Source organism: Candidatus Saccharibacteria bacterium, assembly GCA_016789455.1.
Taxonomy (GTDB): Bacteria; Patescibacteriota; Saccharimonadia; order Saccharimonadales; family Saccharimonadaceae; genus CAIJKY01.
This window is the reverse complement of the sequence record JAEUQU010000002.1, coordinates 440,642-466,343: the sequence shown is the minus strand read 5'-3', so window position 1 is coordinate 466,343 and position 25,702 is coordinate 440,642. Positions and strand designations below refer to the sequence as shown.

Sequence of the window (25,702 nt, the reverse complement as noted above, 5' to 3'; positions counted from 1 at the left end):
GGAATTCTTCGGAAGTGTTTAGCTCGACATCCTACACGAGGGCCTCTTTCTTCTCGGCAGTCGTGAATGAGGTGATAGTGATGTAATCCATCTCTTCTATCTCGCCTTTCCAGAGGAAGCGGGATGGGGTCTTGATGAATTGGCCGCCGGTGGCAAGTTTCTTTTCTAGTAATGAATTAAGGATGGTGTCGGCTTGGGGTTGGGTTTCGGCGGAGATGTGGACTTCGTAGTATTGGTGCATGGGTTGAGTATAGCAAAAGCACTAAAAGTATGGATAGGATTGTCGTTGATAAAAAATTTCATTCGAATAGTGGAAGTCTTACTAAATGGATCCTACTACCTCTTTTGTACTCTACTTTTTAAGAACCTTACAGTTATCATATCCATTGATCTTATTGGGCCTTTTTGTTTCACTTGCCGAAATATTTAAACATTAAGTAGACAACTTGTACCTACTGGCATTGAAAGTATCGCTAATTTTAGAGTAAGTCCTAACATCGCCATCGTCTATAGCTTTTAACTCAAATAAGCCGACAAATTTATAAGCGCGCTTATTGGTGATGGGGTCGCGCACCTTGGCAAAAGTAACTCGAATATAGTCTAAAAACTCTTTGCGACTTGTGCCCTCCCAATTGACCATGTTGGCCTTTATGTCGTCATTATATTCAGTGATGGTTTTGCCGTCTTCGGACAATATATTATGCCATCCCCGTGCTTGAGCCTTACCTTCAACTTCCAATTGAGGAAACCAAAACTTATACTTGGAATCTAATCCTCGAGGAGTAAAGTATCCCAGTTGGTAGCCTTTCTTGGTAGACTGCATGAGGCTATTTACCGCACTGACGATAGTTGGAAATAGTATATCGTCACTGGAACGTATAATTTGTTTATCTTTAAAATATGTCACTGTGTCTACGTCAGACCATTCAATAAAATCGTTAGCTTCACGTCTTTCTTTAACGAGCATCTTTATCTTGCGCACGCAATCATTTATTTTTAGTTCTATATCTTCAAACGGTAAAGTGGCGTCAATATGCAAAGCCTGATATGGATGCTTACTTGCGGCACTTAGGACTTCGATAAGTTTTAATTCTCGCTGCTCGTCATTGGCTTGGTTGCTCTTGTGGTGGCCTTCGTCGCACTCGACACCAAGATTAATTTGTGGAAAGTAGAGATCTATGAGATGCCAGCCATTCTGGTTCTTTACAAACCACTGTGATGCGGGCTTGATAGAGCTATCGTTAAGCCTATTCCATATGGCATTAACAATATAATTTTCGTAATCTTTACGTTTAGTACGAGATAGCGTTTTTATTAGGTATTCAAATCTAGTGTTTTTCACCGTTGTATTATGACATATCTTTGAAAGTTGTATTAACTAATGAGCTTGAGGCTGATCACTGTTGGTCGTACAAGCGCTTACGGTTGCAAACTGTTCATACATGCATTAAGATGGCTGCTCACCATGGGGATGATACTCGTCAGTTTCGTGTTTGCCGGATTACTCGTATTGTCCGGCAATCTATTTGACGTCCAGGAACATGTCATCCGGGCTAAATTGCTTAACCAGCTTGGCACGCTCGGCTTCGAGGTCCGCTTCTGTTGCACGGAACTCGTACAGTTTTTTAAACCGCTTGAATCTCATTTCGCCATCATTTGCATGGACCGAGATGAGAGCGTAAGTATCAAAGGCACGCTCGATGCATCCCTCGGTGGCGCGGCCCACCGCACCACCAAACCCTTGCAGAGTCCGATAGTCATCCTGGATTACCTTGGCTTCTGGTTTTTCACCATTTAACAGCATTGTATGGACCTCGTCGGTCACTCTTGCATAGTATTGCCGGTAATCCTCTACGAGATTGTTGACTAAGCTGTTCGCCTGGTAGAGGCTCAGCCATGTATTAATCAACTCGGTGTTTCTAAATTCGGCAAATAGCTCACGGTTAATAGGCGTCACGCGTGGAAGGTTAGCCATGGCGGCTCCGTCGGCCAAATGCTGCGTACACGCCTGTAGCAGTCTGACATTGGCGTAAAGCATAGTTAGGAGGTTATTAAGGTCGGCTTCAGCCCTCAGGCATGCCCGTGAGTAAACTGCCAGCTTTTCATTCTCTGTTTTGCGCCGTTCATGCCGGTGTGCAAGCCAGGCGGCTATAAAGATACCCAGCACGGTCACCAAGTTGCTAACTATAGTGCCGATTACGCCGGCCCAAAAATCCTTGTCGTCGGCCGAAATATAAAACCAGAGGATATCCATGGCGCTCCTTTCAATAACCTTGTGTGGCTATTGTAACCTACCGATCGAGTACTGTTTAATAGTCTTATGCATTCTTTGTCAATCACGCTCGGCAGCGTCACTGATATCTTGACTTTTATGAGTGTGGTTGCCGCGACCGTCACCTTAGTTAGCTACAGTATCTGGCAGATTATTCTCTATCGTAAGTTGCTTGCAAATGAGCGTGCAATTCGGGCTAAGGAAAACGAGGTTGATGGTATTGACTCAGACATCACAGCAAGAACGACCGGACATTTAGTCAATGAAGACCAGCGCCTGCGGATGGTGACGACCGCTAGGACGCGTCCTTTACGTGAGCTGGAGCGCTTAAAGCAGGAGCGCCAGTTCTTACTAGATAAACTGCCATTTGCGAAAAAGTAGCCATGGCTACCAGGTAGCTTTACGGCTAACCATCAGGCGATGCAGTGTTTTTTTGTTTAGCTTACTATAGTCAATAGATTCCATGTCTGATGTCTCGTGAGTCGGGCCTATTTTGAAGGTGTGCATCATTTTAGGCTTATTCCTATTGATGATGCGCTTGCCTTGCCTAAAATCAAACTTGATTTCATAACCGGTTAGCTTTTCAAAGGCATCAGTATATGCGTATAGGTAGCGCTCAGTATCTTTTTCATCAAACTGGTCTATATAATATTCGCCAAGTGTCTCGAAAGTCTCAAATGCATGCTGATAGATAGATTTGGAACAGTCTGTTGCGCCACAATGATATCTGTACACGCGACCGATTATCCCTATGTTTGAGATAAGACGCAGATAAGCGATAGAAATCCGGACATCTTTAACCTCTGCTCCATGATGAGTAAAATAATTTGCTTTCTCGTACATTAGCCATAAACTGTACGGCTGTTCCTTCTCTGCAATTTTTGAAGCAGACTTAATTTCGTATTGCTTGCAGGCGTCCCCTGTAGTTAGCCAGTTGCTAGCCTGGTCATCGTCGTTAGCATTGAGTATGGCAAAGTGCAGGTTCATCAGTCGCGTTGCGCCCCGCTGCGCTGATTCGGCATCATTCGCCTTACCAACATATTGGTACAGGAGCGTAGCGTATAGATATCCATTGTTGTCATCAAGCTGTTTTAGTGCCTTTTTATCTTTCAGAAGCAGTGTGCCTATGTCTTCAATCAGCAGGTCGTATAGCTCGTAGCGGTTATTTCGTATTAGAATTCCGGCAATAGACTGCAGGTCGTTTGAATACTCCTCTTGATGATCATCTGACTTCTTAATTAGGTTGACGTATCTTTCTATAATTTGCCGGAATACCTTTATGTCATTAGTGTCGGCTGCGGTTGCCGCCATTCTTACAAGCAAGTCCATACGAACGCTTAGCGGCGATAGCTCGGCAACATCGTATTCCTGCCCTACGACGCCATGCTGAAGACAAGTTTCTTTATTCATCTTTGCTAGTGGGTGAAGATTCCTTCCAGTACCTATACGCCAGAGTTCTTTATACTTGCCTTTAAATTTCATTTCGGTTTTGGTCACTTTGAAGAAAAATCTGCTAACGATGTTGTATGTCTTTGCGTAAAATCGCTCAAGTTTTATGCTTAAAGCAGTACGGTAGCGAAATCTCTTGATAATTCGTGTTGTGGACATGGACTGCAGAGCCAGTACCATATACGTGGTTGACAGCAATATTAAAATATAAACCGATAGCCCAGCAACTATGTACAGCGGGTTTTTATTATGCGGATCGGCACTGTGCAGGAAGACCGTTGGAATGACTAGTCCTATAGTAGTGCCAGCTAAAACGTAAGTAACTAAATACCAATAGTTAATCTTCTTGAATTTGTTATAACGGTCGATCTGGTAAAGAATAAACACCAGACCCACGACTGCTATAAGGATCGATGAATTTATACCTAGCAACGAGCGCAGGAACTCAATCTTATTCTCTGCAGTCTGCGACAGCATTCCTCTTGTGACCATGTCTGTAATATTCATATTGCTTGTCCTCTGAAGTAGTGTTCATTATACGCCTATAAAGCTACTTTATTGCAGGGCAGTACTACGCGTGCTGGGAGAGGGAGTCGAATTGTCTTGCTCGCTCTACGTTCGCCTTCGCTGGCGCTACAGCTCACCCACTCGGCCAAGCATTGCTTACAGAACTGCCACTGGCAGTTCTGCCCCGCTCAGGCTTCGCCTTCGGGCGATCGAATCCCAACTCAAGACCAATTTAAAAAACCGCACGAGGCGGTTTCTTAAATTGGTGCTGGGAGAGGGATTCGAACCCCCGAAGGCTGAGCCAGCTGATTTACAGTCAGCCGTGTTTGACCGCTTCACTATCCCAGCATGTTAAAACTTAATGAATTGTGGCGGGAATGCCCAATTCAGTACTTGGAGCCGAAGACAGGGCTCGAACCTGCGACCCGCTGTTTACAAAACAGCTGCTCTACCAGCTGAGCTACTTCGGCGCGTGTCCTACGGCCATCGTTTCGCTCCGGTGGCCTGAATACAGAGATAATAGTAGCGGATATCGGACAACTAATCAAGCAATTGTTGCGCCACCAGCACACTACATGACCACGCGGCGGGCTGCCGGCTTGGCCTTGGTATGCGAAACACTGGCGCCACTGTTGATCTGCGCCAGTTCGGCGTTGGCGCGCTCGGCCAGCTCGGGCTGGTTGGTGCGGGCATAAGCATCAGCTACAAAGCGTAGCATCTGCGGGCTTGGCTCCAGGGTGACGGCCTGCTCATACGCATCAATCATCTTCTTGTAGTTGCCAAGCTTCTCCTGTACCTTGCCGTAGGCGATGTAGCGGGAGGCGTGGTTATCTTCCATGGCCAGGGCCTGCTCAAAAGCAATGGCAGCCTTGGGGTAGTTCTCGGTTTCGTAGTAGATCAGGCCGACGTTGTGCAGGCTGGAAGCGCTTGGCTCCAGGCTCTGGGCTATCTCAAAACATTCGATGGCGTCGGAGTATTCCTTTTGTTTGGCATAGAGGATGCCAAGGCGGTTGTAAGCGGTGGCGCTGCGCTCATCCACCTTGAGGATGGTCAGCAGGGCGCGTTCGGCCCGCAGGTACTTGCGTTCCTGAATACTCTCTTGAGCCACTTCCCACAGCTTATCAAGCCGGGCGGTCAGGCCAGAGGCCACGTTGTTGGTAGCTGCTTTTGGCTCACGGTTCCAGGCACGCTGGAGCATCACGCCGAACAATCCTAGAAGAAATAACGAGTACATATGCTTATCCCAGTATAGCAAATCTTAGCCACGGGCGGTAATGGCTGCGAGCATTTGGGCACGGACATTCCCGTTCCTGTGGATACGTTCGTAGTACTTGAGGTAATGACGGAGCTGGCGCAGTATGCCCGGGCTGTTCTGGGCAGCCGCCAGGCGGTTCAGCATAACGATGGCGAGGTGCAGGATCCGAAGGGTCCTTTCCCTGTCCTGTCCGTATTGATTGAGGTCGGTGAGGCAATCATAGACCGGGCTGCCGACCAGGCGTTTGGCCGCGGCGGCATTTTCCAGCTGCAGCATGCGATACTGCTCGTCGCCGGCCAGGTGCACCAGTTCGGTGGCGCTGCCTTCGGACAGAAACAGTAACTGCTGGTTGGTGGCGGTATCCAGGCCAGCCTCCCGTTCCAGCCATGCGATGGCCTGCTGCGGACTGAACGGCGTGGCGGACAGGGGCTGGCTGCGTGAGCGTATGGTCTGCAATAGACTATCAGTATGAGCGACCACCAGGATGAAGACTGTGTGGAGCGGCGGCTCCTCAAGCAGCTTCAGCAAGGCGTTCTGGGCGGCATCTGAAGCGCCCTCGAGGTAGAGTTGCCAGACGGCCCGGCCGCTGGCCTGTTTGGAGCGGGTGGCCTGGTAGAGGCCGCGGACCTGCTCGATGCTGATACCGGTCTTGTCTTTCTCTGGCCGTAACACCTGTACCTGACCGCCATGACCACCGATAATCAGGCCGGCCAGAAGGTCGGCCTCGATGCGTGGTGTGTAGCCTTGTACGCCGCTGAGCATCATGGCATGCGGTGGGTCGATGGCGAGCTGGCTGGCGGCTTGTTTGAAGCTCTCGCCGAGCAGTTCAGTGCCGTCGGTCATCACTGAGCCTCCGGCAGCTCGATCGTGCGCAGGGCCGGCTCCAGGGCTGTGAAGTCATCCGGCAGGTGCGCAGTAAATACTTTGCGCAGCCCGCCAGGTATGGTGATCTCCAAAGAGTGGGCATGTAACGCCATCCGCCCTTCCGGTTGGCGCTTCTTGGAGTTGGTGGCGGGATTGTACACCCGGTCATTGACGATAGGTACGCCCAGGTGCGTCAGATGGACGCGCAACTGATGGGTGCGGCCGGTCAGGGGGCGCAGTTCCAACAAGGCACGTTTATCGTCGTGCCAGAGTACCTTGTAAGCCGTTTCGGCAGGCTTGCCGCCCGCGCCCGGACGGAATGTCGCTGGTGCCTTGGGATTACGCTCGATGGGTACGCGGATGATGGCCTCGGGCAGGTCCGGCACCCCATCTACCAGTGCCAGATATGTCTTTTTGACCTTTCGCTGCGAGAACTGCCGCTGCAGGTAGCTGCGGGTGGCATCGTTGCGGGCGCAGATGATGACGCCGCTGGTGTCCCGGTCCAGGCGGTGGACGATGCCGGGGCGGTTACCTTCACTGCCATCAGTCATGCGGGGGCGCATGTATTCAGCGATGGTGTATTCCTCGAGCAAGGCGCCTTTGGCATGTGTCAGCAGTCCGGTCGGCTTGTCCAGTACCACCACGTCGTCATCGGCGTAGATGACGGGGATAAGCGTTTGGCGCAGGTATTCGTCGGGCTTGGGCGGGTTCGGCGTCACCTCATCATCTTCACCAAGCAGCTGCTTGGGTATGGTGACCACTGCCCCGTTGACCGAGACATAGCCGGCCTTGATGAGCTTCTGCCACTGTGAGCGGGAGTATTCAGGCCAGTACTGTGCGAGGTAGGCATCCAGGCGCATGGCTAGCGGCGCAATCCTACGGCTTTTTGGGCGCGGAGCAGGGTTGCCTGTGCGGTAAGGGCAACTTTCGCCTCGTCGGCCTCCAGTTTGCGTAGCACTGCCGCCTCGTCGATTGCCTGCAGGCGCTGCTGAAAGTCCTCGAGCATGGACTGCACCGAAGTAGCGACTGCCTTTTTCAGTTCGCCATACTGCTGCTTGCCAATCCATTGCCGGTTAACCTCTTCTTGTGGCATATTGCTGGTCAGCGAAAGGATCTGCAGTAGATTTGTAACGCCCGGCTGCCTTTCCCAATCAAAGTTGATTTCTGCCAGGCTGTCTGTGGTCGCACCCATTATCTTTTTAGCGGCGATAGCCGGGTCCTCGCTCAGGTAGATGACACCGCGCTGTTCATCATCACTCTTGCCCATCTTCTGGGTCGGTACGATCAGATTACGGATGCGCAGGCCTTGGTCCTTACCAAAGAACTGATGCTGTTCCTTGACGGACTTTGGCACAGTAAACAACTCACCGAAGCGGCTGTTCATGCGCTCGGCGATATCACGGGTGAACTCGAGGTGCTGGGACTGGTCGTCGCCGACGGGGACGTACTCGGCATCGTACAGCAGGATGTCGGCCGCCATCAATACCGGATAGTTGAACAAGCCGACACTGATACGGTCTTCGCTCAGCTTGCTGGATTTGTCCTTGAACTGGGTCATGCGGCTCATCTCGCCAAATCCAGTGAAACAATCAAGAATCCAAGTCAGCTCGCTGTGAGCAGTAACATAACTTTGGCGATACATGTGGATGTCTTCGGCCGCCGCGGGCAAGCCGGCCGCCAGGAACAGCCGTGCATTGTGCAGAGACTGCCCGTACAGCTCGTCGTGATTGATGGGGGTCGTAAAACTGTGCAGATCAGGAATGAACAGGTTGACTGTATAGTCCCCTGCCCGCTCGCGGGCCATGTTGACGATTGGCAGCAAGGCACCGAAGTAATTGCCGATATGGAGGTCATTGTTGGCACGGAGGCCGGTGAGGATGGTGGGTTTTGTCATGATATGTCCTGATTATTTCCGTTGCTTTACCGTACTGGTGCGCTCATATACCAAGATGTAGCGCTGCTGTCCTTCCAATTCATACCGATGCTCCCGGGCCAGCGTCAGCTTTAGCTCCTTGGCTACGGCTGTACCCGCCTGGCGCTCCTCATCACTCGGTGTCTTGTACATGATGATACGGCCGCCGGGAGCCAACAGATGCTCCGACCAGGCCAGCAGAATGGGCAGATAGGCAGTCGCCCGCGAGAGGACGGTATCGTAGTTGTGTTTATGCTGGGAGTCTTTAGCAATCTTCTCGGCCCGGCCAAGGATGGTGCGGGTGTTCTCCAGCCCCAACTCTTCTATGAAGCTTTGGCAGGCCTTGATCTTCTTGCCGACCGAGTCGAGCAGAAACATCGGCTGCGTGGGCCGCATGATGGCCAGTGGAATGCCTGGCAGCCCGCCGCCAGTACCGATATCGATGGCGCTGCCGCTGATATCCTCAAACTTCAAAAGCATCAGGCTGTCCGCAATGTGCTTGGTCCAGATCGCTTCCGGCTGGCGGATGGCACTGATGTTGGTGTGGGCGTTATAGGCCATGAAACTATCGACGAAACGTGCCAGCAAAGCAGACTGTTGGTCGGATATCTGTATATCGTGGGCGTGAAGGGCGCTGAGGGTTGCTTCCATAGTGTTTCCATTGTAACAAACAAACACCCCGGCGAGCGTCCAGGCAATACTGCCGTGCTAGTCGGGGTGCTGTCTGAAGTGTTTGTAGACGGTATCTTAACGCTTCGAGAACTGCTCGCGCTTGCGGGCGCTGCGCAGACCGTACTTCTTGCGTTCTTTTTCGCGGGTATCACGCTTGAGCAGACCGACTTTGCGGAGGCTGCCGTTGATGTCGTCGTTGATGCTGCTGAGCGCCTTGGCGATTGCCAGGCGGGCAGCGTCAACCTGACCGGCGTGGCCGCCACCGGTGATGACCAGTGTTACGGTGTAGTCACTGGTCTTACCCAGGACGGTCAGTGGCTCGTTCAGCTCGCGCAGGATGGGGGCGCTGCCGGCAAAGTATTCCTCTGCAGGCTTGCCGTTGACGATGATCCCACCCTTGCCGCTCATGACGCGGGCGCGGGCGGTGGCACTCTTGCGGCGGCCGATACCGTAGAAATATGAATCAGCTTTTGCCATTACTTTACTACCTCGATTACTTCTGGCTGTTGTGCGTTGTGGTTGTGTGCCTCGCCAGCAAAGACGCGCAGGCGCTGCAGGCGGTCAGCAGCCAGCTTGTTGCGTGGCAGCATGCCCTTGACGGCTGCGTAGATGACCTTGGTGGAGTCTTTCTCGACCTGCTCACCCAGGGTAGTGGCGGTGATACCGCCAGGGAAACCGCTGTGGCGGTAGTAGGTCTTCTGGTCGAGCTTCTTACCGGTGACGACCAGTTTGTCAGCGTTGATGACAACGACGTTGTCGCCACTGTCGACGTGCGGCGTGAAGGTCGGCTGGTATTTGCCGATCAGACGGGTGGCGATGGTGGTAGCGACGCGGCCGAGCGGTGCGGTGCTGGCGTCGATGACGACCCACTTGCGGGTGACATCAGCCGGCTTCAGTACGAAAGTCTTGCTAGTAGTCTTCATTATGCGGTCTCCTTGGCAGGTTCAGCGGCTGCGGCGGCAGGAGCAGCAACAGCGATGAAGCTGACGCTGGCCAGCTGGGCGTTGTCGCCGCGGCGCAAGCGGGTGCGCTCAATGCGGACGTGGCCGCTGACGCGGTCAGCGTAGCGCGGGGCGATCTCGTCGACTAGCTTGTGCGCAGCAGCGACCGTGGTCAGGGCTGCGATGATCTGGCGGCGGTTGTGAAGGTCGCCGCGCTTAGCCTTGGTAATGAGCGGCTCAATGTAAGGAACGAGTTCCTTGGCCTTCTCGATGGTGGTCTCGATAGAGCCGTGCTCTACCAGCTGGGTGGCGAGACCGCGCAACAATGCATTGCGCTGGTCCCGTTCCCGACCGAATTTTCTTCCTTGATATCCGTGACGATGCATGTTCTAAAGCTCCAACTCCGCCATCTTCTCACGAACTTCGTCCAGAGCCTTGCTGCCAAAGCCTTTCAGTTCACGCATCTCAGCGTCGCCCAGAGTGACGAGGTCATTGATGGTACGGATGTCATTATTAATCAGTGCGTTGGTGGTGCGGGCGGTCAGGCCGAGCTCCTCGATGGGGGTCATCAGGTCACCGGCTTCGTCGCCTTCACCGCCGCCAGCTGCAGCGCCAGCCTGGACGCGGGTGCTGCCAGCCAGGGCGGTGTACTGGTTGATGAGGATGGCGGCGGCTTCTTCGAAGGCGTCCTTCGGAGTGATGCTACCGTCGGTGTCGATGGTGATGACCAGTTTGTCGAGGTCGGTGGTCTGGCCGACGCGGGTGTTCTCAACCTTGTAGCGCACGCGCTGGACAGGGCTGAAGAAGGCGTCGACAGCGATCATGTCGCTAGCCGGGCGCTTCTCGCTGGACTCGTCGATGGTGCGGTAACCGCGGCCGCTGTCAATGGTGATGTCCATGACAAGGCTGGCCTTCGGGTCGTCCAGGGTGCAGATGACGGCGTCGCCATTGACGACTTCGACGTCTGCGTTGGTAGTGATGTCGGCGGCAGTGACCGGGCCGGCACCCTTCTTCTCAATGCGCAGGGTCTGGGCTTCTTCGCTGTGCAGGCGGAAACGCAGGTTCTTGAGGTTCATCATGATGTCGACTGCGTCTTCTTTGACGCCAGGGACGGTCGTGAACTCGTGAGTGATACCCTCGATGCGGAAAGCAGTGACGGCGGCACCTTCGATGCTCGAAAGCAGGACGCGACGCAGCGAGTTGCCAAGTGTCATGCCGTAGCCGGTGTGCAGCGGTTCGATTTCAAATGTCGCGCTGTTGACACCGTGCTCTTCGATACGGGCGAGCGATGGGTTGTGAATGGTTTTAGACACGTTTATTTCCTCCTGCTTTCTTAACGTGAATAGTACTCAACGATAAGTTGTTCGTTAATGTCAGGTTCAGCTTCTGCGCGCTGTGGCTCGCCGGTAATCGTAATCTTAAGGTTCTTAACATCAGCTTTCAGCCAGCTCATCGGAGTAGCGCTGCTGGCTTTGGCAACGTCTTCGATGTGGGTGAAGTAGTGGGTCTTGGTGCTGTGCGGACGGACTACGATCTCGTCGCCAGGGTTGAGGCGGATTGATGGGATGTCGACGCGGCGGCCGTTGAGCAGGAAGTGGCCGTGGCTGACCAGTTGGCGGGCGGCGCGGCGGCTGGTAGCGAAACCAGCGCGGTAGACAGCGTTGTCGAGACGGCGCTCAAGCAGCTGCAGCAGGACCTCACCGGACTGGCCGGTCTTGCGGGCGGCTTCGGCCATCAGGTTGGCAAACTGCTTTTCGAGCAGACCATAGGCGCGGCGCACCTTCTGCTTTTCGCGCAGCTGGATAGAATACAGGCTTGGTTTGCCCTGGCGGCCGCGGCCATGCTCACCTGGAATGGTGGTGCGCTTGACCATAGCCTTGTGGGCCTTGGGATGCAGAGCGTAGCCTTCGCGGCGGCTCTGCTTAACAATTGGGGAACGATCACGTGCCATGGACTAAACCCTACGAGCCTTTCGTGGACGACAACCACCGTGTGGCACGCCGGTCACGTCTCTAATACTTTCAACGGTAATATTCTGGCTGCCGACGGCGCGGACAGCGGCGTCACGGCCGAGACCGACGCCTTTCACGAATACGTCGACGGTGGCCAGACCGTGCAGCTGCTTGGCGGCTGCGACGGCTTTTTCGCTTGCGACCTGGGCGGCATATGCCGTACCCTTCTTGCTGCCACGGAACCCGCAGGCGCCGGCGCTCGAAGCGGTCAGGACCGCACCCTTCTTATCGGTGATGGTCACGATGGTGTTATTGAAGCTGGCCTGCACGTGCAACTGGCCGTTGGGCACTGCGCGGCGCTGCTTCTTCCTAGCTGGTGCTTTTGATGAATCTGCCATATCTCTTTACATTATCCCTATGAAATTATCGCTCGACTAAGTCTTGCTTGGTGCCTTCTTCTTAGTGCCACCGACCGTGCTCTTCTTGCCGCGGCGGGTACGGGCATTGGTGCGGGTGCGCTGGCCGCGCGAAGGCAGGCCGGCCTTGTGGCGCAGGCCGCGGTATGCGTTGATGTCCTTCAGGCGCTTGACGTTGCCGGCAACGACGCGCTGGAGGTCGCCCTCAACGATGTAGTTTTCGCCGATTTCTTCACGGATGCTGGTCAGCTCTGCTTCGGTCAGATCCTTGACGCGGGTGGTCGGGTCGATGCCACAGGCCTTGAGGATGTTGCGTGCGAAGACAGGACCGATACCGTAGATGTAGGTCAAACTAATCTGAACTTGTTTTTCTGTCGGAACAGTAACGCCTGCAATACGAGCCATTATCCTTGCCTCTGCTTATTCTTAGGTTTCTTCTTGTTGATGACGTAAAGACGGCCCTTCCGCCGGACCAGAATGTCGTCTGGACTGATCTTCTTGACGCTTGCACGAACTTTCATTTCAGTGGTGGCACACTCCGCACGCGTACGCGCTTACCGTTAATAATATGGGAGGTTAATCCCTGAGGCGGAAGGAGATTCTGCCCTTCGTGAGATCGTAAGGGGTTAACTCTACTTCAACCTTATCGCCTGGAACGAGACGGATGTAATGCTTGCGCATCTTCCCCGCGACGTGAGCGATGATGCTATGGCCGTTCTCAAGCTCGACACGAAATTGAGCACCTGGAAGTGCCTCTAGAATAACGCCCGTAACTTTTATTACCTCTTTTGTAGTAGCCATAGAGTACAAGAATTCATTATACTGATAAAACAATCTGCTGTAAAGCTTTATTTTAAGATACCTATAGCATAGGTGCTGGCAGGTCGTCTTAGCGTTTTGATACGTCCTATTGTATGTGAAATTAGATTATCGTCAAGCAAAAAGTACGATTGTTGAATGACATTTAAATAACAGATGCTACTTATACTTCAATAATACGTTGTTCACAACATCAATAGCAAACTCAGTAGCTTTATGGCCGCCAATTTTGATGCCCGAAGGATGAGCGGCGCTGTTTCTAGTTCCTAGCTTTTCATCAAGAAGTTTTCTTACGTCGCTAGAAATTATGTTTGCTGACCTAGCAAGCTCAATTAGCTTACTTTCTGATAAATCGGAAAAGTCATCGTAATTAACAATTTTTTTAACTTTTCTGTCAGGACTTTTAGTCAAAGCGGTGTTGAATGCGCCTAAGTCATTTGCAAATATATACATCTGCAAATGATTGATAACTACAATCCATACCATAATGATGAAAGCTCTGTAAGCTTCGATGCGATAACAGTTAAGCGCCTCAATTAAAAAGTTTTTCTCATTGTTGTCACTGACTTGACTAACTATATCAGTGAGCTGAGTTGAGATGGATACCTTTACGGGCTCTTGCTTAACTAAGCGATCAATCTCGTCATACTTAGCTTTAGTTAATCGGTATCCACCCGATTTAATCTTAACGTACTTACCTTTAGTACTGGATGCATTCTCAGATAAGTACTGTCTTGTGCGTCGGTACGGTTTCAAATGTAAGTCATGCATTGTGTCATCGATATCTGCTGCCGTCAGAGACGTCTCGTTATCTGCCGTCAGATAATAAGCAATATAGTCAACTTGTTGCGTTCTGCTCCAAGATACAAAGTCGTCGAATTTGTCTACGAATGTAGTAACTTGCATGATTATGACTTCTGTTTGGGTGTGCGGGGCAAGTCGTACTCAACAAATGTTTCCCCAAAAGATGTCAAGTAATACTTACCGCCACTTTTACTAATATCGAAATATGCTTTCTTTGATTTAGCGTCGCGGAATACTTGGATCATAACCTTTGGTGCCCTGATTTGAAGCACTTTATATAGCGTCCACATCTCATCAATTGAAACTTCAGCAACAGATAAAATATCTTTGAGCCAATATGAAAGCACAGCAAAAGTTTCTGGATGGGAATCAGGGCTCTTACTAGCATAGAACTCGCGCAGCCCGGCAATCTGGTCCTTAGGAATAAGGTTTGGCAACATTTTAGGCTGTTCAGAGCTTGATTTTTTAGGAGAGCCATTTGCAGTAACAGTCTTAGTCTTAGCTTTTGGTTTGCTGATTTCCTCGGCTAAAGGTGTATCATGCTCGCGTGTGGACGGTGCCGGTGCATTTTTTTCTATATCGACTACTTTATCTATCTGCTTCTCAACAAATTCTTGACTGCCCTCAAACTCAAATGTACCTCGGGGGGTAACGATTCTGGCTTTATGTAAGTTTCCCTCATTCATGCCACCATTATGCTACTTGCACTACTTGCAGTCAAGCGAAGCAAAAAGCACAAGCAATTTACAGATGGCTTAATTATAACGCTTGGCTTTAGCGCCACTATAGGCAAAGTGACATTAGTTTGTGCGTGAAGTTGGGTCTAGCCGCATTATTAATGGAACGCATTTCATGAACATATAAAAATAGCACCCCATGTAGACGGGATGCTATTTTTGATACTGTGCCGATGTCTCAGTACATCTTCTAGTGTATCTAATAGTCTTGATCGTACGTGACCATCAGTGCGCGGCTATTGATCTGCCGCAACGTCTCCAACGTCACCGACACCGCAATCAACAGACCCGTACCACCAATCGCCAGGTTCTGCGCCGAAATATTAAAGTGCGCAAGCACATACTCGGTCACGAAGGGCAATATGGAGATGATGCCCAGTGCGAAGGCTCCAAAGAGCGTCAGGCGGTTCACCATGCGGCTCAGGTGCTTCTCGGTCTGCAGGCCGGGCCGGACGTCAGCCAGGAAGCCGCCCTGCTTCTGCAGGTTCTCGGCGATCTCCGAGCTGTTGAAGACGATGTTCGTGTAGAAGTACGTGAACAGCACTACCAGCACGAAGTAGATAGCCGGGTAGATCAATGCGCCAAGGTCGCCGGTGGTCACCAGCAGGCCCAGGTTCGGTGTCTGGAACCATTGGATCAGCTGTTCGCCCAGCTGCTTCTGTCCTGGGTCATTGCTGGCGCTCAGGAACTGCCCCACGAAGGTTGGCAGTGCCAGGAAAGCGACGGCGAAGATCACCGGTACCACACCCGCCGTGATCAGCTTGACCGGCAGGATGCTTTGGACGCCGCCGTACGCCCGGTTGCCCTGGACGCGTTTGGCGTAGTTGATAGTGACGATGCGCTGCGCCTCATTGATCTTGACGATGAAGTACAACACTATCAGACCCACCAGTGCCAATCCCAGCATCAGCCATAACGAGAAGGCGTTGATTGGCAGTACGTAGCCGAACAGGTTCAGCTTCTCGGCATCGGAGCTGACATTGGTGATCGAGTTGATGATCAGCTGCACCGTGCTTGGCAGCTGACTGATGATACCGGCAAAGATCAGCAGCGACATACCGTTACCGATACCCTGCTCGGTGATCAGCTCACCCAGCCACATCAGCAGCATGGCACCGGCTGTCAGCGCACCCACCATCAGTACCCACTGCAGTGGTGTGGCATTGGCCGTGATATCGACGGCCGTGTTGGCTGCCAGTTGTTGCTGCCGCAGGATGAAGATGAAGGCGATGGACTGGATGACAGCCAGCGGCAAGGTCAGCAGACGCGTCCACTGGTTGATCCTCCGGCGTCCGCTTTCGCCATCCTTGTGCAGTTCCTCCATGCGCGGAATGGCCTTGGTCAGCAGCTGCATGACGATGGAGGCCGTAATGTACGGACTCAACCCCACCAGCATGATAGACACTGATGCCAACGCACCACCGGACAGCAGGTTCAGGAAGCCCCCGAAGCTCGAACTGTTAAGGATGGTGGTAATGACTTCACGCAGCTGTGTCGGCTCGGCAAGCGGCACCGGCACATGCGACAGGAAGCGGTAGACTACGATGATACCAAGGACGATCAGCAGACGCTTCTGCATATCCCGGGACCGTAGGGACCGCCAAATTGTTTTCCAGTTCATACAAAAACTCCCTCAGTTTTTCTAGAATCGTTTGTATAACGCTCGGCTATATTTTTTATAGCGATACAAACAGTATACGGTAAATGCGGCGCTAGTAAACAGAGGCTGCGCTTAGGCAGCCTCTGTTTCGGTCTTCTGTTTGACTGGAACGACGCTTTTTTCGAAGCTGCCGCCGGCTTTTTCGATGGCAGCGATGGCCGATGCCGATGCACCGGAAACCTTCACGTCCAAAGCCTTCTTCAGTTCACCCTTGGTGATGATCTTGACGGCGTGGTACGGCGTGGCGATGAAGCCCTGTTCAAAGAGCGTGTCATTGGTGACTGTCTTGCCTTCGAACAGCTCCAGTGAGCCAAGGTAGACTACCTGGGCCGGAGTCCGCAGTGAGCGGAAGCCGCGCTTCTTAGGAATGCGCTGTACCAGTGCGCCCTGTCCGCCCATGAAGGTCGCGTTGAGCTTCTTGCCGGTACGTGAACCCTGGCCCTTGGTACCGCGGCCAGCGGTCTTACCACCGCCGGCACTGATGCCGCGGCCGACACGCTTGCGGTCCTTGTTGGCACTCGCAGTAAGTTCGTTGAATTTCATAGTTTAAGCCTCTGCCTTTGCGGCCTTCGCAGCCTTCTTCTTTGGAGCAGCCTGGGCGTTGACCCACTCAGAGCGGGGCTTCAGCTGGCGCAGCGCTTCGATGGTCGCGTAGGCGATGTTAACCTTGTTGTTCGAGCCAAGAGACTTGGACAGCAGGTTGCGGATACCGGTTACGCCGATGATGGCGCGGACGGCACCGCCGGCGATGACACCGGTACCAGGGGCAGCCGGCTTCAGCATGACGCGGGCGCCGCTGAACTTGATCTCGACATCGTGCGGGATGGTCTCGTTTTCCATCGGAATGGTAACCATGGTCTTCTTGGCGGCATCGGTCGCCTTAGAGACGGCCAGCTGGACGTCCTGACCCTTGGCAACGCCGACACCGACGCGGTTCTTGCGGTCACCGACGACTACCAGCGCCTTAAAACGGAACCGGCGGCCGCCCTTGACGACGCGCGCGACGCGGTCGATGGAAACGACATATTCTTCGAATGGTGATTCTTCACGAGGGGCGTTGTCGCGGCGATTGTTATCGCGGCGCGGCGGACGACCGCCCTGACCCTGCCTGTTGTTGTTTGGTGCTTCAGCCATAACTAGAACTCCAGCCCTTCCTTGCGTGCAGCGTCGGCAAGCGCCTTGAGGCGGCCGGCGTATTGCTGACCGTTGCGGTCAAACACGACTTTAGTCACATTAGCTTCTTTCGCCTTCTTGGCGATTTCGGTACCGACGAAGGCGGCCTTCTCGGTCATGGTGCCTTCGCTCTGCTTGAGCGTGGTAGCGCTTGCCAGCGTCGTGCCGGTAGCGTCATTGATGACCTGGGCGCTCACGTGGCGGTTTGAAATGAATACCGACAGGCGTGGGCGCTCTTCGCTCCCGATGACACGGGCGCGGACACGCTGCTTGCGCAGTAGACGGCTCGTAAGTTTAGAGGGTCGGCTCATTACTTTGATCCTGCCTTTCCGGCCTTGCGCCTGATTACTTCACCGACATACTTGATACCCTTGCCCTTGTAAGGCTCCGGCTTCTTCAGTGCGCGGATGTCGGCAGCGGACTGGCCGACCATCTGCTTGTCAATGCCGGTAACGGTGATGACGTTCTTTTCAACCTTAAGGGTGATGCCTTCCGGCGCCTGGTACTTGACCGGGTGCGAGAAGCCAAGGGCCATCTCAAGACTGTTTGGCGTACCGCTGACGCGGAAACCGACACCATTGACCTCAAGTTTCTTCTCGAAGCCTTTGGTGACACCCTGTACCATGTTGGCAATCAGGGCGCGGATCAGGCCGTGCTGGGCACGGGCTTCACGCTCATCGTTCTTGCGGGTAACAACCGCCTGGTTGTCTGCAACCGTGACGGTGACCTCATTCAGCAGCGGCTGCGAGAGCGTGCCATTCGGACCCACAACGGTGATCAGACCGTTGTCGACCGTGATTGTCACACCCGCAGGAACTGCGACGGGTAGTTTTCCGATTCGACTCATATTATTTAGTACGTACCTTTCTTAGTAAATGCTACAGATTACTTCACCACCAAGGCGCTGCTTGCGGGCTTCCTGGCCGGTCATCATGCCCTTGGAGGTGCTGATGATGACGATGCCGCGGCCGTTCTTGATGCGTGGAATGTCAGCGGCGCTGACGTAGACGCGGCGGCCTGGCTTTGAAATACGGGCAATCTCGGTGAATGCGATATTCTCGTCGGGGCCAGCCAGGCTCAAAACGATAGCTTTAGCGACGCCGTCACCTTCAACCTCGACGGTTGAAAGGTACTTGGCGCGGGCCAGTTCACGGCTGATGGTTTCTTTCTGCTTGCTGTACGGAACCGTGACGGTAGTCTTACCGGCCATAGCGGCGTTCCGGATCCGGGTCAGCAGGTCTGCAATTGGGTCTGTTGATAGTAATGCCATAGTAATCTCCTACCAGCTCGCTTTCGTTACGCCAGGGATTTCTCCCTTGCTTGCCTTCTCACGGAACATGATACGGCTCAGGCCGAACTGGCGCATGTAGGCGCGCGGACGGCCGGTGATGGCGCAGCGGTTCTTGCGGCGGGTCGGGCTCGAGTTGCGCGGCAGGGCTGCCAGACCTTCCAGGTCTCCGGCGGCCTTCAGCATAGCGCGCTTCTCAGCGTACCGCTCAATCAGCTTTTCACGCTTCTTGTCGCGGGCAATCATTGATTTCTTCGCCATAACTTAAGCCTCCTTTCCTTTATTGGCAGCGTTATCGGCTTTCTTTTCGAACGGCATGCCCAAAGCGGTCAACAGGGCGCGCGAGTGCTCGGCGCTCTGGTTCTTGATCGTAAAGGTAATCTGCAGGCCGTGCAGCACCTGGGTGTCCTCGAAGCTCAGCTCCGGGAAGATGGACTGCTCGACGATGCCGAGGCTGTAATTGCCGTTGGCATCGAATGCACCTGCCTTGACGCCGTGGAAGTCACGGACGCGAGGCAGCGAGATGTTGACCAGGCGGTCGACAAACTCATACATGCGGTTGCCACGCAGTGTCACGCTGACACCGACGCGGTTCATGCCGGCGCGGATCTTGAAGGTAGCGATAGACTTCTTGGCCATGCGGTCGATCGGCTGCTGGCCGGTGATCTTCTTGAGGGTGGTGACGACGCGCTCGTGGTACGCCTTGTCGTCCTTGTGCTTGCCGATACCGACGCTGACAGTCACCTTCTCGAGCTTGGGAGCCTGGTGGATGTTGCCCAGTTCCAGCTCTTTGATGAGACGTGGCAGAATCTCAGCATTGTACTGAGCCTTCAGGCGGGCGATATCTGCTGGTGCGGTCTTGGAAGAAACAGCCATTATTTAATCTCCTTGTTGCCAGCCTGGCGGGCGACGCGGACCTTCTTGTTGTCCTTTACTACGTAGCCGACACGGCTTGTGGCGCTCTTGCCGTCGGTGACCAGGACGACGTTGCTGATGTGGATCGGCAGCTGGATATCCTTGGTTGAGCCCTTCGGGTTGAGTTGGGTCGGGCGGTAGTGGCGGGTGACCTGCTTGAGGCCTTCCAGCACGACGGTGCCCTTCTTATTATCGATGGCGGTAATCTTGGCGACCTTGCCCTTGTGGGCGCCGTTGGTCACCTTGACGGTGTCGCCGGTGCGGAGGCGGAACATATTAGAGTACCTCCGGAGCGAGGCTGATGATCTTGCTGTAGCCGAGCTCACGCAGTTCACGCGGCACCGGCCCGAAGATACGGGTAGCCTTAGGGTTCTTGTCATCACCGATGACGACAGCGGCATTCTCGTCGAAACGGATGGTGCTGCCATCGCGGCGCTTGATCGGGGCGACCGTGCGCACAACGACTGCCTTGACGACACTCTTGCGCTTGGTGTTACCGGTCGGGTTGGCGGTCTTGACGCTGGCGACGATGATGTCGCCGACGCGGGCGTACCGCTTCTTAGTGCCGCCCAGGACGCGGATGCACAGCAGGGACTTGGCGCCGCTGTTATCTGCTACCTTGAGCATACTTTCTTGCTGGATCATGAGGCAGTCTCCTCTGACGTCTGCGCAACAGGTGCCTCGACGTCATCCTTCAGTACTACCTCGCCATGTGAGCGCTCGATGATGCGGCCCAGTACGAATTTCTTGTTGCGGCTGATCGGGCGGGTCTCGACAATCTCGACACGGTCGCCTTTGGCGGCTTCATTCTTTTCGTCATGGACGGCAAAACGCTTGGTAATGGTGTACTGCTTCCCGTAAATCGGGTGCGTCACGCGGCGTGAGACGCTGACGATGATGGTCTTGTCCTGCACGCTCGAAGCAACGTTACCAATAAATTTCTTAGCCATAATTATTCCTCTTCTCCTTCGGTCTTCGCAGGCTGTTCGACGCTGACAAAAGCGTTGCGAGCCGTGAGAAGACGGGCGATATCGCGGCGGATAGTCCGGATAGCGCGTGGGTTAGCCAGTTCACCGGCCTTGTTGGCGCGGAGCTTGTCGTTGAGTTCGCTGCGCTTTTCAGCCAGCTGGCTTACGATCTCTGCTTCGCTCAACTCGGCGTAGTTCACCTTTGCTTCTTTAGTGTCAGCCATATTAGTTGACCTCCCGTTTGACGAACTTCGTCTTCACTGGCAGCTTGTTGGCAGCCAGGCGCATAGCCTCACGGGCTACCGGCTCGGCGACACCCTGCATCTCAAACATGACGGTGCCGGCCTTGACCTTGGCGACGAAGAACTCAGGGTTACCTTTACCGCTCCCCATCTTGACGTCCTGCGGCTTGCGGGTCACAGGAGTGTGCGGGAAGATGCGGATCCAGATCTTACCACCACGCTTGATGTAGCGGGTCATAGCCTGACGGGCAGACTCGATCTGGCGTGAAGTAATCCGTTCGTTAGTGGTGCTTTGGAGGGCGTAGTCGCCGAAAGCGATGTAGTTGCAAGCGGTAGCGATACCGTCGTTCTTGCCCTTGCGGACCTTCCGGAACTTAGTTTTCCTTGGTAGTAACATAATCGTATTTCCTTATATGCCTTCTAGGAGCGCTCGCCCTTGTAGATCCAGACCTTGACGCCGACGATACCGGCACCCGGCAGCTGGGCGCGGGTGGCGTGGTAGTCGATGTCGGCGCGCAGCGTGTGCAGCGGGACTGAACCGAGGATTACTTTTTCGCGGCGAGCCATTTCAGCAGAGTTCAGACGACCGGCAACCTCGATACGGATACCCTTGGCCCCTGCGTTCATGGTGTTCTGTGCCGACAGTTTGACGGCGCGGCGGAAGTTGATGCGGCGCTCGAGCTGGCGGGCGATGTTCTCGGCCACCAGGCGTGACGCCAGCTCAGGACGCTTGACTTCTTCGATGTTGACGCGGACCGGGCGGCCCATGATCTTCTCGATGCCAGCTTTGAGTTCCTGGGCACCTGCACCACCACGGCCGATGACGACACCGGCTTTAGCAGTGTGGATGGTAACGGTCACCAGGTTCGGTGAACGCTCGATGTCGACTTTCTGGATGGTAGCCCGGGTAGCGAACTTGCCATCGATGTACTTGCGTACCTGCAGGTCCTGTGCAAGGAAGGTCGCGTAGTCGCGGCCGGTAGCGAACCACTTGCTACGCCAGTCTTTGCTGACCTGAAGCCGCATGCTGATAGGATTAACCTTCTGGCCCATACTACTTCTCCTCTTCCTTAACAGCCGGCTTTGCAGCTGCGGGCTTGGCGGCCCTTTTCTTGACTGTGCCAGCGACTTCTACGTAGATGTGGCTGGTGCGCTTCTGGTACGGCTTGGCCATGCCGCGGGCACCGGCGCGGTACCGCTTGAGGCGGGGGCCGGCGACGACGCTCAGCTGCGTGATAATCAGACTCTTGTCGTCAGCACGGAAGTTGTGGGCGGCGTTGGCCTTGGCACTCTGGATAGCCTTACGCACGACCAGGGCGGCACGCTTGGGCGTGTAGTCCAGGATGGTCAGGGCGTCGGCGACGGTGCGGCCGCGGACCAGGGCGGCGACCAGGCTGACCTTGCGGGGAGCCTGAGCGATATCGCGGGTAGCGGCAGAGGCGGTAACGATGTCAGATGCTGCCATATTATTTCGCCTTCTTCGCGTGGCCGCGGAACTTACGGGTCGGAGCAAACTCACCGAGCTTGTGGCCGACCATGTTTTCTGAAACTAGTACTGGGACGTGCAACTTGCCGTTATATACGGCAATGGTGCGACTGACCATGTCCGGGGTAATCGTGCTGGCACGAGCCCAGGTCTTGATGATGGTGCGGTCGCCCTGACCCAAGCTCGCCACTTTCTTTGCGAGCTTGACGTCGACGTATGGTCCCTTTTTGAGAGAACGACTCATAGACTACCTCTTCCTCTTCGCCTCATGGCGGCTTCTTACGATCATCTTGTTGGTGTCCTTGCGGCGGCGGGTGCGGTAGCCAAGCGTCAGCTGACCCCATGGGGTGCGCGGTGCCTTACCGGCACCGTGACGGCCACCGTCACCACCACCGTGCGGGTGGTCAGCAGCATTCATGACGACACCACGGACGGTCGGACGGATACCCATGCGGCGCTTGCGGCCGGCGGAACCGATCTTGACGTTGCCGTGCTGCTCGTTGCCGACGACACCGATGCTGGCGACACATTCGACGCGGAAGCGGCGGACCTCGCCACTCGGCATCTTGACCTGGGCATACTCATCGTCGCGGGCCATCAGCTGGGCTTTGGCACCGGCGGCGCGGACGACCTGGGCGCCACGGCCGGCAGTCAGTTCGATGTTATTGATGAAGGAACCAGTCGGAATCTTGCTCAGCGGCAGGCGGTTGTTCTGCTCGATAGGAGCTTCCGGGCCGACTTCGATGGTGCTGCCCTGTTTCATGCTGTTGCTAGCGATGACGTAGTGGTAGACATCGTTCTGGTCCTTGATACGGGCGATGCGTGCCGAGCGGTTCGGGTCGTACTCGATGTGCTCGACCACGGCCTTGGTACCAGCTGGCAGACGGTAGTTGATCAAGCGGTAGAACTGTTTGACGCCACCACCGCGATGACGGGTGGTGATGCGGCCGGTGTTGTTGCGGCCGGCAGTCGTCTTCTTGATCTTCAGCAGTGACTTGAGCGGCTTACGGGTGGTAATCGCGTCAAAGTCCTGGCTGGTCATACCGCGGCGGCCGGGAGTGGTTGGGTTGTAAGCTTTGAGAGCCATTATGCCGCCTCCTCGAATACCGTGATACTGTCACCGTCCTTCAGGCGGACGTAGGCTTTTTTCATGTCGCTGCGGACAGCTTTGACAAACTTGCCGCGGCCACGGTGCGTACGGACGGCCTTGCCATTCTGGCGGACGACATTGACGGTAGTGACGGTTACGTTATATTGCTGTTCTACGGCGCTGGCGATCTGAGCTTTGTTCAGAGTGTCCGGTACGACGAAGACGTAGGTACCATTCTGGCTCTGGGCATAGCCCTTCTCGGTCACGCGCGGGGTGATGAGGAACTGGCTCATGATTTGCCTCCCAGCCACTCTTGCACGATCGGCAGTGCCGCCTGCGCGATGATGATGCGGTCAGCATTCAGGACGTCGTAGACGTTCAGGTACTTGGCGCTCACCAGCTTGGCGTCTACCAGGTTGTTGGTAGCGCGGATGGCATTCTGATCCTTGGCGTCAACGACGATCAAGGCGCGGCGGCCTTCAGCGACACCGTTGTCTGCCAGCAGGGCTGCAGCTTCCTTCGTCTTGCCGCTGAAGCTGATGGTGTCGAGGACGACGATCTTGTCGGCCTGGGCAGCCAACGTCAGGGCCTGGCGGATTGCGACGCGCTTGGCGCTCTTGTTGATATTGAGTTTGAAGTTTTCGTTGCCGCGGGGTCCAAAGACGATACCACCGCCGCGCCAGATCGGGTTACGGCTGGAGCCGAAACGGGCACGGCCGGTACCCTTCTGACGCCATGGCTTCTTGCCACCGCCCCGGATCTCACCGCGTGTCATGGTGTGAGCCGCGTTGGTGCGAGCCTCGGCCAGGTAGGTGTTGTAGGCGAGCTTCAACAGTTCGTGATTCTTGACTTCGACAGCAAAGACTTCCTCGGGAAGTGCCGTCTGCTTCTTAGTAGTAGCCATTAGTTAGCTCCTCCGATCATGAGGATGCCCTTTTTCGGACCAGGCACAGCGCCCTTCAGGCCGATAAGGTTGTTGGCGGTGTCGATGTATGCGACCTGCAGGTTCTTGACAGTGACCTGCTCTGCGCCCATGCGGCCAGCCATACGCTTGCCCTTGAAGACTTTCTGCGGGTACATCGAACCGATGGAGCCCGGCTTGCGCGAGTAGCCGTTGCCACCGTGCGTCTTCTTGCTGGTGTTAAAGTTGTGGCGTTTTACGTTACCCGCAAAACCCTTACCCTTGCTGGTGCCGGTGACATGTACCAGGTCGCCCTGGGCAAATGCCTCGACGGTCAGTGCCGCACCGACGCTCAGTTCCTCACCGTTCTCGGTGCGGACTTCGCGCAATACTTTTGGTGTGACGCCGGCCGCTTTCACGTGACCAGCTACGGCATTGCTCAGGTTCTTACCCGATCCGTACGCCAACTGCACCGCGCTGTAACCATCGGTTTCGACGGTCTTCACCTGAGTAACGGTGCAGGGGCCGGCCTGTACCAGCGTCACGGGGATGCTGACGCCGTCCTTGCCGAGGATCTGGGTCATACCAATTTTGGTACCGATTAGTGCCTTCATCCTACTGCCTCTCTTATTACATGCAAAAATCTTGGCTCCAGGCAGTATCTCTATGGACTATGGCCGGTTGCCCGGCACTGGCGGCAAAATCAACCGCAGAGACTTACTTGAACACCAAGACGCTTGACACGCGCTTATATACGCTGCTGATTATACAGGAGTAATCGCCTCAGGTCAACACCTGTGAAGAACGCGTCGTATCAGTCATTTACCCAGGCTTGCCAGTTGCCCGTACCGTTGTCATATCCGGCGTAGTTTGAGTTGCCAGCCTGCGAAATAAGCGCGCAAGTATTGGCACTGGTCGGACTTGGCGTGCTGGAGACTCCCTCTCCGGCTATGTACCTCCAGGAATTGCCCGTCGTAGCCTGGGCGGCCAAGGCGAACTTATCAGTAGTGGGATTTACGCAATAGTAGAGATTATTACGGTTTGTCAGATAGGACGCCTTAGTGAAACGGATACCCATATTCGCTGTCAGCACGGTCGGATACGAACCCGTTACTGCCCGCTGCGACTCGACACTTTTGGCGAAATTCACCATATCCGACTTGACGCTGTTGTCTATCGCCTGGTTGCGGACGCTGGCCTGGGCATTGAGTACGATGGCAGCCAGGATGCCGATGACCACGATGACGATGAGCAGCTCGACGATGGTAAAACCGCTACCATGTTCGCTTTTCCGCTGACTGGCAAGGATACCATGCTTAGACATATTGGCTCCAGTTTACCATAAGCTTTTTGCGTGCGATAGGCTGCCATCCGGCCTG

Annotated in this window: 42 protein-coding genes and 2 tRNA genes; 1 reads left to right on the top strand and 43 read right to left on the bottom strand. The window is 54.5% G+C overall.

The features are described from left to right. Positions 1-31: 31 nt before the first annotated feature. The 3 genes from cutA to JNJ66_03495 all read right to left on the bottom strand — a co-directional run bounded on the left by cutA (position 32) and on the right by JNJ66_03495 (position 2,254). On the bottom strand, positions 32-241 hold the full coding sequence (gene cutA / locus JNJ66_03505; protein MBL8159497.1) for a divalent cation tolerance protein CutA: 210 nt from the start codon (positions 239-241) through the stop codon (positions 32-34). Between the two features lie 192 nt (positions 242-433). Beyond that, positions 434-1,342, bottom strand: coding sequence for a restriction endonuclease (locus JNJ66_03500; protein ID MBL8159496.1), 909 nt, complete (start codon positions 1,340-1,342; stop codon positions 434-436). 180 nt (positions 1,343-1,522) lie between these two features. Further along, positions 1,523-2,254 (bottom strand): hypothetical protein, encoded by a 732-nt coding sequence (locus JNJ66_03495; GenBank protein MBL8159495.1) that lies wholly within the window; start codon positions 2,252-2,254, stop codon positions 1,523-1,525. 75 nt (positions 2,255-2,329) lie between these two features. Here JNJ66_03495 and JNJ66_03490 point away from each other — a divergent pair, with 75 nt between their 5' ends. Then, entirely contained in the window at positions 2,330-2,653 is a 324-nt protein-coding gene (locus JNJ66_03490; GenBank protein MBL8159494.1) for a hypothetical protein, read from the top strand. 6 nt (positions 2,654-2,659) lie between these two features. Here the strand turns inward: JNJ66_03490 and JNJ66_03485 are convergent, their stop codons facing one another. From JNJ66_03485 to JNJ66_03290, 40 genes are all read right to left on the bottom strand, one after another. Next, positions 2,660-4,228: a hypothetical protein gene (locus JNJ66_03485; GenBank protein MBL8159493.1), complete on the bottom strand. Its 1,569-nt coding sequence runs from the start codon at positions 4,226-4,228 to the stop codon at positions 2,660-2,662. 263 nt (positions 4,229-4,491) lie between these two features. Then, positions 4,492-4,576, bottom strand: a tRNA-Tyr gene (locus JNJ66_03480). 46 nt (positions 4,577-4,622) lie between these two features. Further along, a tRNA-Thr gene (locus JNJ66_03475) sits at positions 4,623-4,698 on the bottom strand. A gap of 101 nt (positions 4,699-4,799) precedes the next feature. After that, a complete protein-coding gene (locus JNJ66_03470; GenBank protein ID MBL8159492.1) occupies positions 4,800-5,429 on the bottom strand; it encodes a tetratricopeptide repeat protein in 630 nt (209 codons plus the stop codon). Between the two features lie 57 nt (positions 5,430-5,486). Next, complete coding sequence (locus JNJ66_03465) at positions 5,487-6,326, bottom strand: hypothetical protein (protein ID MBL8159491.1); 840 nt, start codon at positions 6,324-6,326, stop codon at positions 5,487-5,489. Continuing rightward, complete coding sequence (locus JNJ66_03460; protein ID MBL8159490.1) at positions 6,326-7,207, bottom strand: RluA family pseudouridine synthase; 882 nt, start codon at positions 7,205-7,207, stop codon at positions 6,326-6,328. Before JNJ66_03460 ends, JNJ66_03465 begins: the two co-directional genes overlap by 1 nt. A gap of 2 nt (positions 7,208-7,209) precedes the next feature. Beyond that, positions 7,210-8,241 (bottom strand): tryptophan--tRNA ligase, encoded by a 1,032-nt coding sequence (trpS, locus tag JNJ66_03455; GenBank protein MBL8159489.1) that lies wholly within the window; start codon positions 8,239-8,241, stop codon positions 7,210-7,212. A 12-nt stretch (positions 8,242-8,253) separates the two neighbouring features. Next, positions 8,254-8,910, bottom strand: coding sequence for a 16S rRNA (guanine(527)-N(7))-methyltransferase RsmG (rsmG, locus tag JNJ66_03450; protein ID MBL8159488.1), 657 nt, complete (start codon positions 8,908-8,910; stop codon positions 8,254-8,256). Between the two features lie 96 nt (positions 8,911-9,006). Further along, positions 9,007-9,408 carry a 30S ribosomal protein S9 gene (gene rpsI, locus JNJ66_03445; GenBank protein MBL8159487.1) on the bottom strand — a complete coding sequence of 134 codons (402 nt, stop codon included), beginning with the start codon at positions 9,406-9,408 and terminating at the stop codon, positions 9,007-9,009. Continuing rightward, positions 9,408-9,854 carry a 50S ribosomal protein L13 gene (gene rplM / locus JNJ66_03440; GenBank protein MBL8159486.1) on the bottom strand — a complete coding sequence of 149 codons (447 nt, stop codon included), beginning with the start codon at positions 9,852-9,854 and terminating at the stop codon, positions 9,408-9,410. The genes rpsI and rplM overlap by 1 nt, the downstream gene beginning before the upstream one ends. Continuing rightward, positions 9,854-10,258, bottom strand: a complete 405-nt coding sequence (gene rplQ, locus JNJ66_03435; GenBank protein MBL8159485.1) for a 50S ribosomal protein L17 — start codon at positions 10,256-10,258, stop codon at positions 9,854-9,856. Before rplQ ends, rplM begins: the two co-directional genes overlap by 1 nt. Positions 10,259-10,261: 3 nt before the next feature. Further along, positions 10,262-11,185 (bottom strand): DNA-directed RNA polymerase subunit alpha, encoded by a 924-nt coding sequence (locus tag JNJ66_03430; GenBank protein ID MBL8159484.1) that lies wholly within the window; start codon positions 11,183-11,185, stop codon positions 10,262-10,264. Positions 11,186-11,205: 20 nt separating this feature from the next. Next, positions 11,206-11,823, bottom strand: a complete 618-nt coding sequence (rpsD, locus tag JNJ66_03425) for a 30S ribosomal protein S4 (GenBank protein MBL8159483.1) — start codon at positions 11,821-11,823, stop codon at positions 11,206-11,208. A 3-nt stretch (positions 11,824-11,826) separates the two neighbouring features. Continuing rightward, a complete protein-coding gene (gene rpsK, locus JNJ66_03420; protein ID MBL8159482.1) occupies positions 11,827-12,222 on the bottom strand; it encodes a 30S ribosomal protein S11 in 396 nt (131 codons plus the stop codon). A 36-nt stretch (positions 12,223-12,258) separates the two neighbouring features. Continuing rightward, on the bottom strand, positions 12,259-12,645 hold the full coding sequence (rpsM, locus tag JNJ66_03415) for a 30S ribosomal protein S13 (GenBank protein MBL8159481.1): 387 nt from the start codon (positions 12,643-12,645) through the stop codon (positions 12,259-12,261). After that, positions 12,645-12,761 (bottom strand): 50S ribosomal protein L36, encoded by a 117-nt coding sequence (rpmJ, locus tag JNJ66_03410; GenBank protein MBL8159480.1) that lies wholly within the window; start codon positions 12,759-12,761, stop codon positions 12,645-12,647. Before rpmJ ends, rpsM begins: the two co-directional genes overlap by 1 nt. A 55-nt stretch (positions 12,762-12,816) precedes the next feature. Continuing rightward, positions 12,817-13,041, bottom strand: coding sequence for a translation initiation factor IF-1 (gene infA / locus JNJ66_03405; protein ID MBL8159479.1), 225 nt, complete (start codon positions 13,039-13,041; stop codon positions 12,817-12,819). A gap of 177 nt (positions 13,042-13,218) precedes the next feature. Continuing rightward, positions 13,219-13,965: a hypothetical protein gene (locus JNJ66_03400; protein ID MBL8159478.1), complete on the bottom strand. Its 747-nt coding sequence runs from the start codon at positions 13,963-13,965 to the stop codon at positions 13,219-13,221. Between the two features lie 2 nt (positions 13,966-13,967). Continuing rightward, positions 13,968-14,549 carry a hypothetical protein gene (locus JNJ66_03395; protein MBL8159477.1) on the bottom strand — a complete coding sequence of 194 codons (582 nt, stop codon included), beginning with the start codon at positions 14,547-14,549 and terminating at the stop codon, positions 13,968-13,970. Between the two features lie 250 nt (positions 14,550-14,799). Next, positions 14,800-16,179: a preprotein translocase subunit SecY gene (gene secY, locus JNJ66_03390; GenBank protein MBL8159476.1), complete on the bottom strand. Its 1,380-nt coding sequence runs from the start codon at positions 16,177-16,179 to the stop codon at positions 14,800-14,802. 153 nt (positions 16,180-16,332) lie between these two features. Beyond that, positions 16,333-16,803, bottom strand: coding sequence for a 50S ribosomal protein L15 (gene rplO / locus JNJ66_03385; GenBank protein ID MBL8159475.1), 471 nt, complete (start codon positions 16,801-16,803; stop codon positions 16,333-16,335). Positions 16,804-16,806: 3 nt separating this feature from the next. After that, positions 16,807-17,394: a 30S ribosomal protein S5 gene (gene rpsE, locus JNJ66_03380; GenBank protein ID MBL8159474.1), complete on the bottom strand. Its 588-nt coding sequence runs from the start codon at positions 17,392-17,394 to the stop codon at positions 16,807-16,809. A 2-nt stretch (positions 17,395-17,396) separates the two neighbouring features. Continuing rightward, positions 17,397-17,744, bottom strand: coding sequence for a 50S ribosomal protein L18 (locus JNJ66_03375; protein ID MBL8159473.1), 348 nt, complete (start codon positions 17,742-17,744; stop codon positions 17,397-17,399). Then, positions 17,744-18,280 (bottom strand): 50S ribosomal protein L6, encoded by a 537-nt coding sequence (gene rplF / locus JNJ66_03370; protein ID MBL8159472.1) that lies wholly within the window; start codon positions 18,278-18,280, stop codon positions 17,744-17,746. The genes JNJ66_03375 and rplF overlap by 1 nt, the downstream gene beginning before the upstream one ends. 21 nt (positions 18,281-18,301) lie before the next feature. Continuing rightward, entirely contained in the window at positions 18,302-18,703 is a 402-nt protein-coding gene (gene rpsH, locus JNJ66_03365) for a 30S ribosomal protein S8 (protein MBL8159471.1), read from the bottom strand. A 9-nt stretch (positions 18,704-18,712) separates the two neighbouring features. Further along, positions 18,713-18,982, bottom strand: coding sequence for a 30S ribosomal protein S14 (gene rpsN, locus JNJ66_03360; GenBank protein MBL8159470.1), 270 nt, complete (start codon positions 18,980-18,982; stop codon positions 18,713-18,715). 3 nt (positions 18,983-18,985) lie between these two features. Further along, on the bottom strand, positions 18,986-19,564 hold the full coding sequence (rplE, locus tag JNJ66_03355; protein ID MBL8159469.1) for a 50S ribosomal protein L5: 579 nt from the start codon (positions 19,562-19,564) through the stop codon (positions 18,986-18,988). Between the two features lie 32 nt (positions 19,565-19,596). Beyond that, positions 19,597-19,911, bottom strand: a complete 315-nt coding sequence (rplX, locus tag JNJ66_03350; GenBank protein MBL8159468.1) for a 50S ribosomal protein L24 — start codon at positions 19,909-19,911, stop codon at positions 19,597-19,599. A gap of 1 nt (position 19,912) precedes the next feature. Then, positions 19,913-20,281 (bottom strand): 50S ribosomal protein L14, encoded by a 369-nt coding sequence (gene rplN, locus JNJ66_03345; GenBank protein MBL8159467.1) that lies wholly within the window; start codon positions 20,279-20,281, stop codon positions 19,913-19,915. Then, the gene (gene rpsQ / locus JNJ66_03340) at positions 20,278-20,586 is read right to left on the bottom strand and encodes a 30S ribosomal protein S17 (GenBank protein ID MBL8159466.1); all 309 of its coding nucleotides are present in this window, start codon (positions 20,584-20,586) and stop codon (positions 20,278-20,280) included. Before rpsQ ends, rplN begins: the two co-directional genes overlap by 4 nt. Positions 20,587-20,588: 2 nt before the next feature. After that, on the bottom strand, positions 20,589-20,828 hold the full coding sequence (rpmC, locus tag JNJ66_03335) for a 50S ribosomal protein L29 (GenBank protein ID MBL8159465.1): 240 nt from the start codon (positions 20,826-20,828) through the stop codon (positions 20,589-20,591). Between the two features lies 1 nt (position 20,829). Then, positions 20,830-21,243 (bottom strand): 50S ribosomal protein L16, encoded by a 414-nt coding sequence (rplP, locus tag JNJ66_03330; protein MBL8159464.1) that lies wholly within the window; start codon positions 21,241-21,243, stop codon positions 20,830-20,832. A gap of 23 nt (positions 21,244-21,266) precedes the next feature. Next, on the bottom strand, positions 21,267-21,899 hold the full coding sequence (gene rpsC, locus JNJ66_03325; protein MBL8159463.1) for a 30S ribosomal protein S3: 633 nt from the start codon (positions 21,897-21,899) through the stop codon (positions 21,267-21,269). Position 21,900: 1 nt separating this feature from the next. Then, positions 21,901-22,311: a 50S ribosomal protein L22 gene (gene rplV / locus JNJ66_03320; protein MBL8159462.1), complete on the bottom strand. Its 411-nt coding sequence runs from the start codon at positions 22,309-22,311 to the stop codon at positions 21,901-21,903. Between the two features lies 1 nt (position 22,312). Further along, on the bottom strand, positions 22,313-22,576 hold the full coding sequence (gene rpsS, locus JNJ66_03315; GenBank protein ID MBL8159461.1) for a 30S ribosomal protein S19: 264 nt from the start codon (positions 22,574-22,576) through the stop codon (positions 22,313-22,315). A gap of 3 nt (positions 22,577-22,579) precedes the next feature. Then, complete coding sequence (gene rplB, locus JNJ66_03310) at positions 22,580-23,419, bottom strand: 50S ribosomal protein L2 (GenBank protein ID MBL8159460.1); 840 nt, start codon at positions 23,417-23,419, stop codon at positions 22,580-22,582. Further along, positions 23,419-23,715, bottom strand: a complete 297-nt coding sequence (locus tag JNJ66_03305; protein ID MBL8159459.1) for a 50S ribosomal protein L23 — start codon at positions 23,713-23,715, stop codon at positions 23,419-23,421. Before JNJ66_03305 ends, rplB begins: the two co-directional genes overlap by 1 nt. Further along, positions 23,712-24,326 carry a 50S ribosomal protein L4 gene (gene rplD / locus JNJ66_03300; protein ID MBL8159458.1) on the bottom strand — a complete coding sequence of 205 codons (615 nt, stop codon included), beginning with the start codon at positions 24,324-24,326 and terminating at the stop codon, positions 23,712-23,714. The genes JNJ66_03305 and rplD overlap by 4 nt, the downstream gene beginning before the upstream one ends. Next, entirely contained in the window at positions 24,326-24,937 is a 612-nt protein-coding gene (gene rplC, locus JNJ66_03295) for a 50S ribosomal protein L3 (protein MBL8159457.1), read from the bottom strand. Before rplC ends, rplD begins: the two co-directional genes overlap by 1 nt. 200 nt (positions 24,938-25,137) lie before the next feature. Further along, positions 25,138-25,647 carry a prepilin-type N-terminal cleavage/methylation domain-containing protein gene (locus tag JNJ66_03290; GenBank protein MBL8159456.1) on the bottom strand — a complete coding sequence of 170 codons (510 nt, stop codon included), beginning with the start codon at positions 25,645-25,647 and terminating at the stop codon, positions 25,138-25,140. Positions 25,648-25,702: the final 55 nt, after the last annotated feature.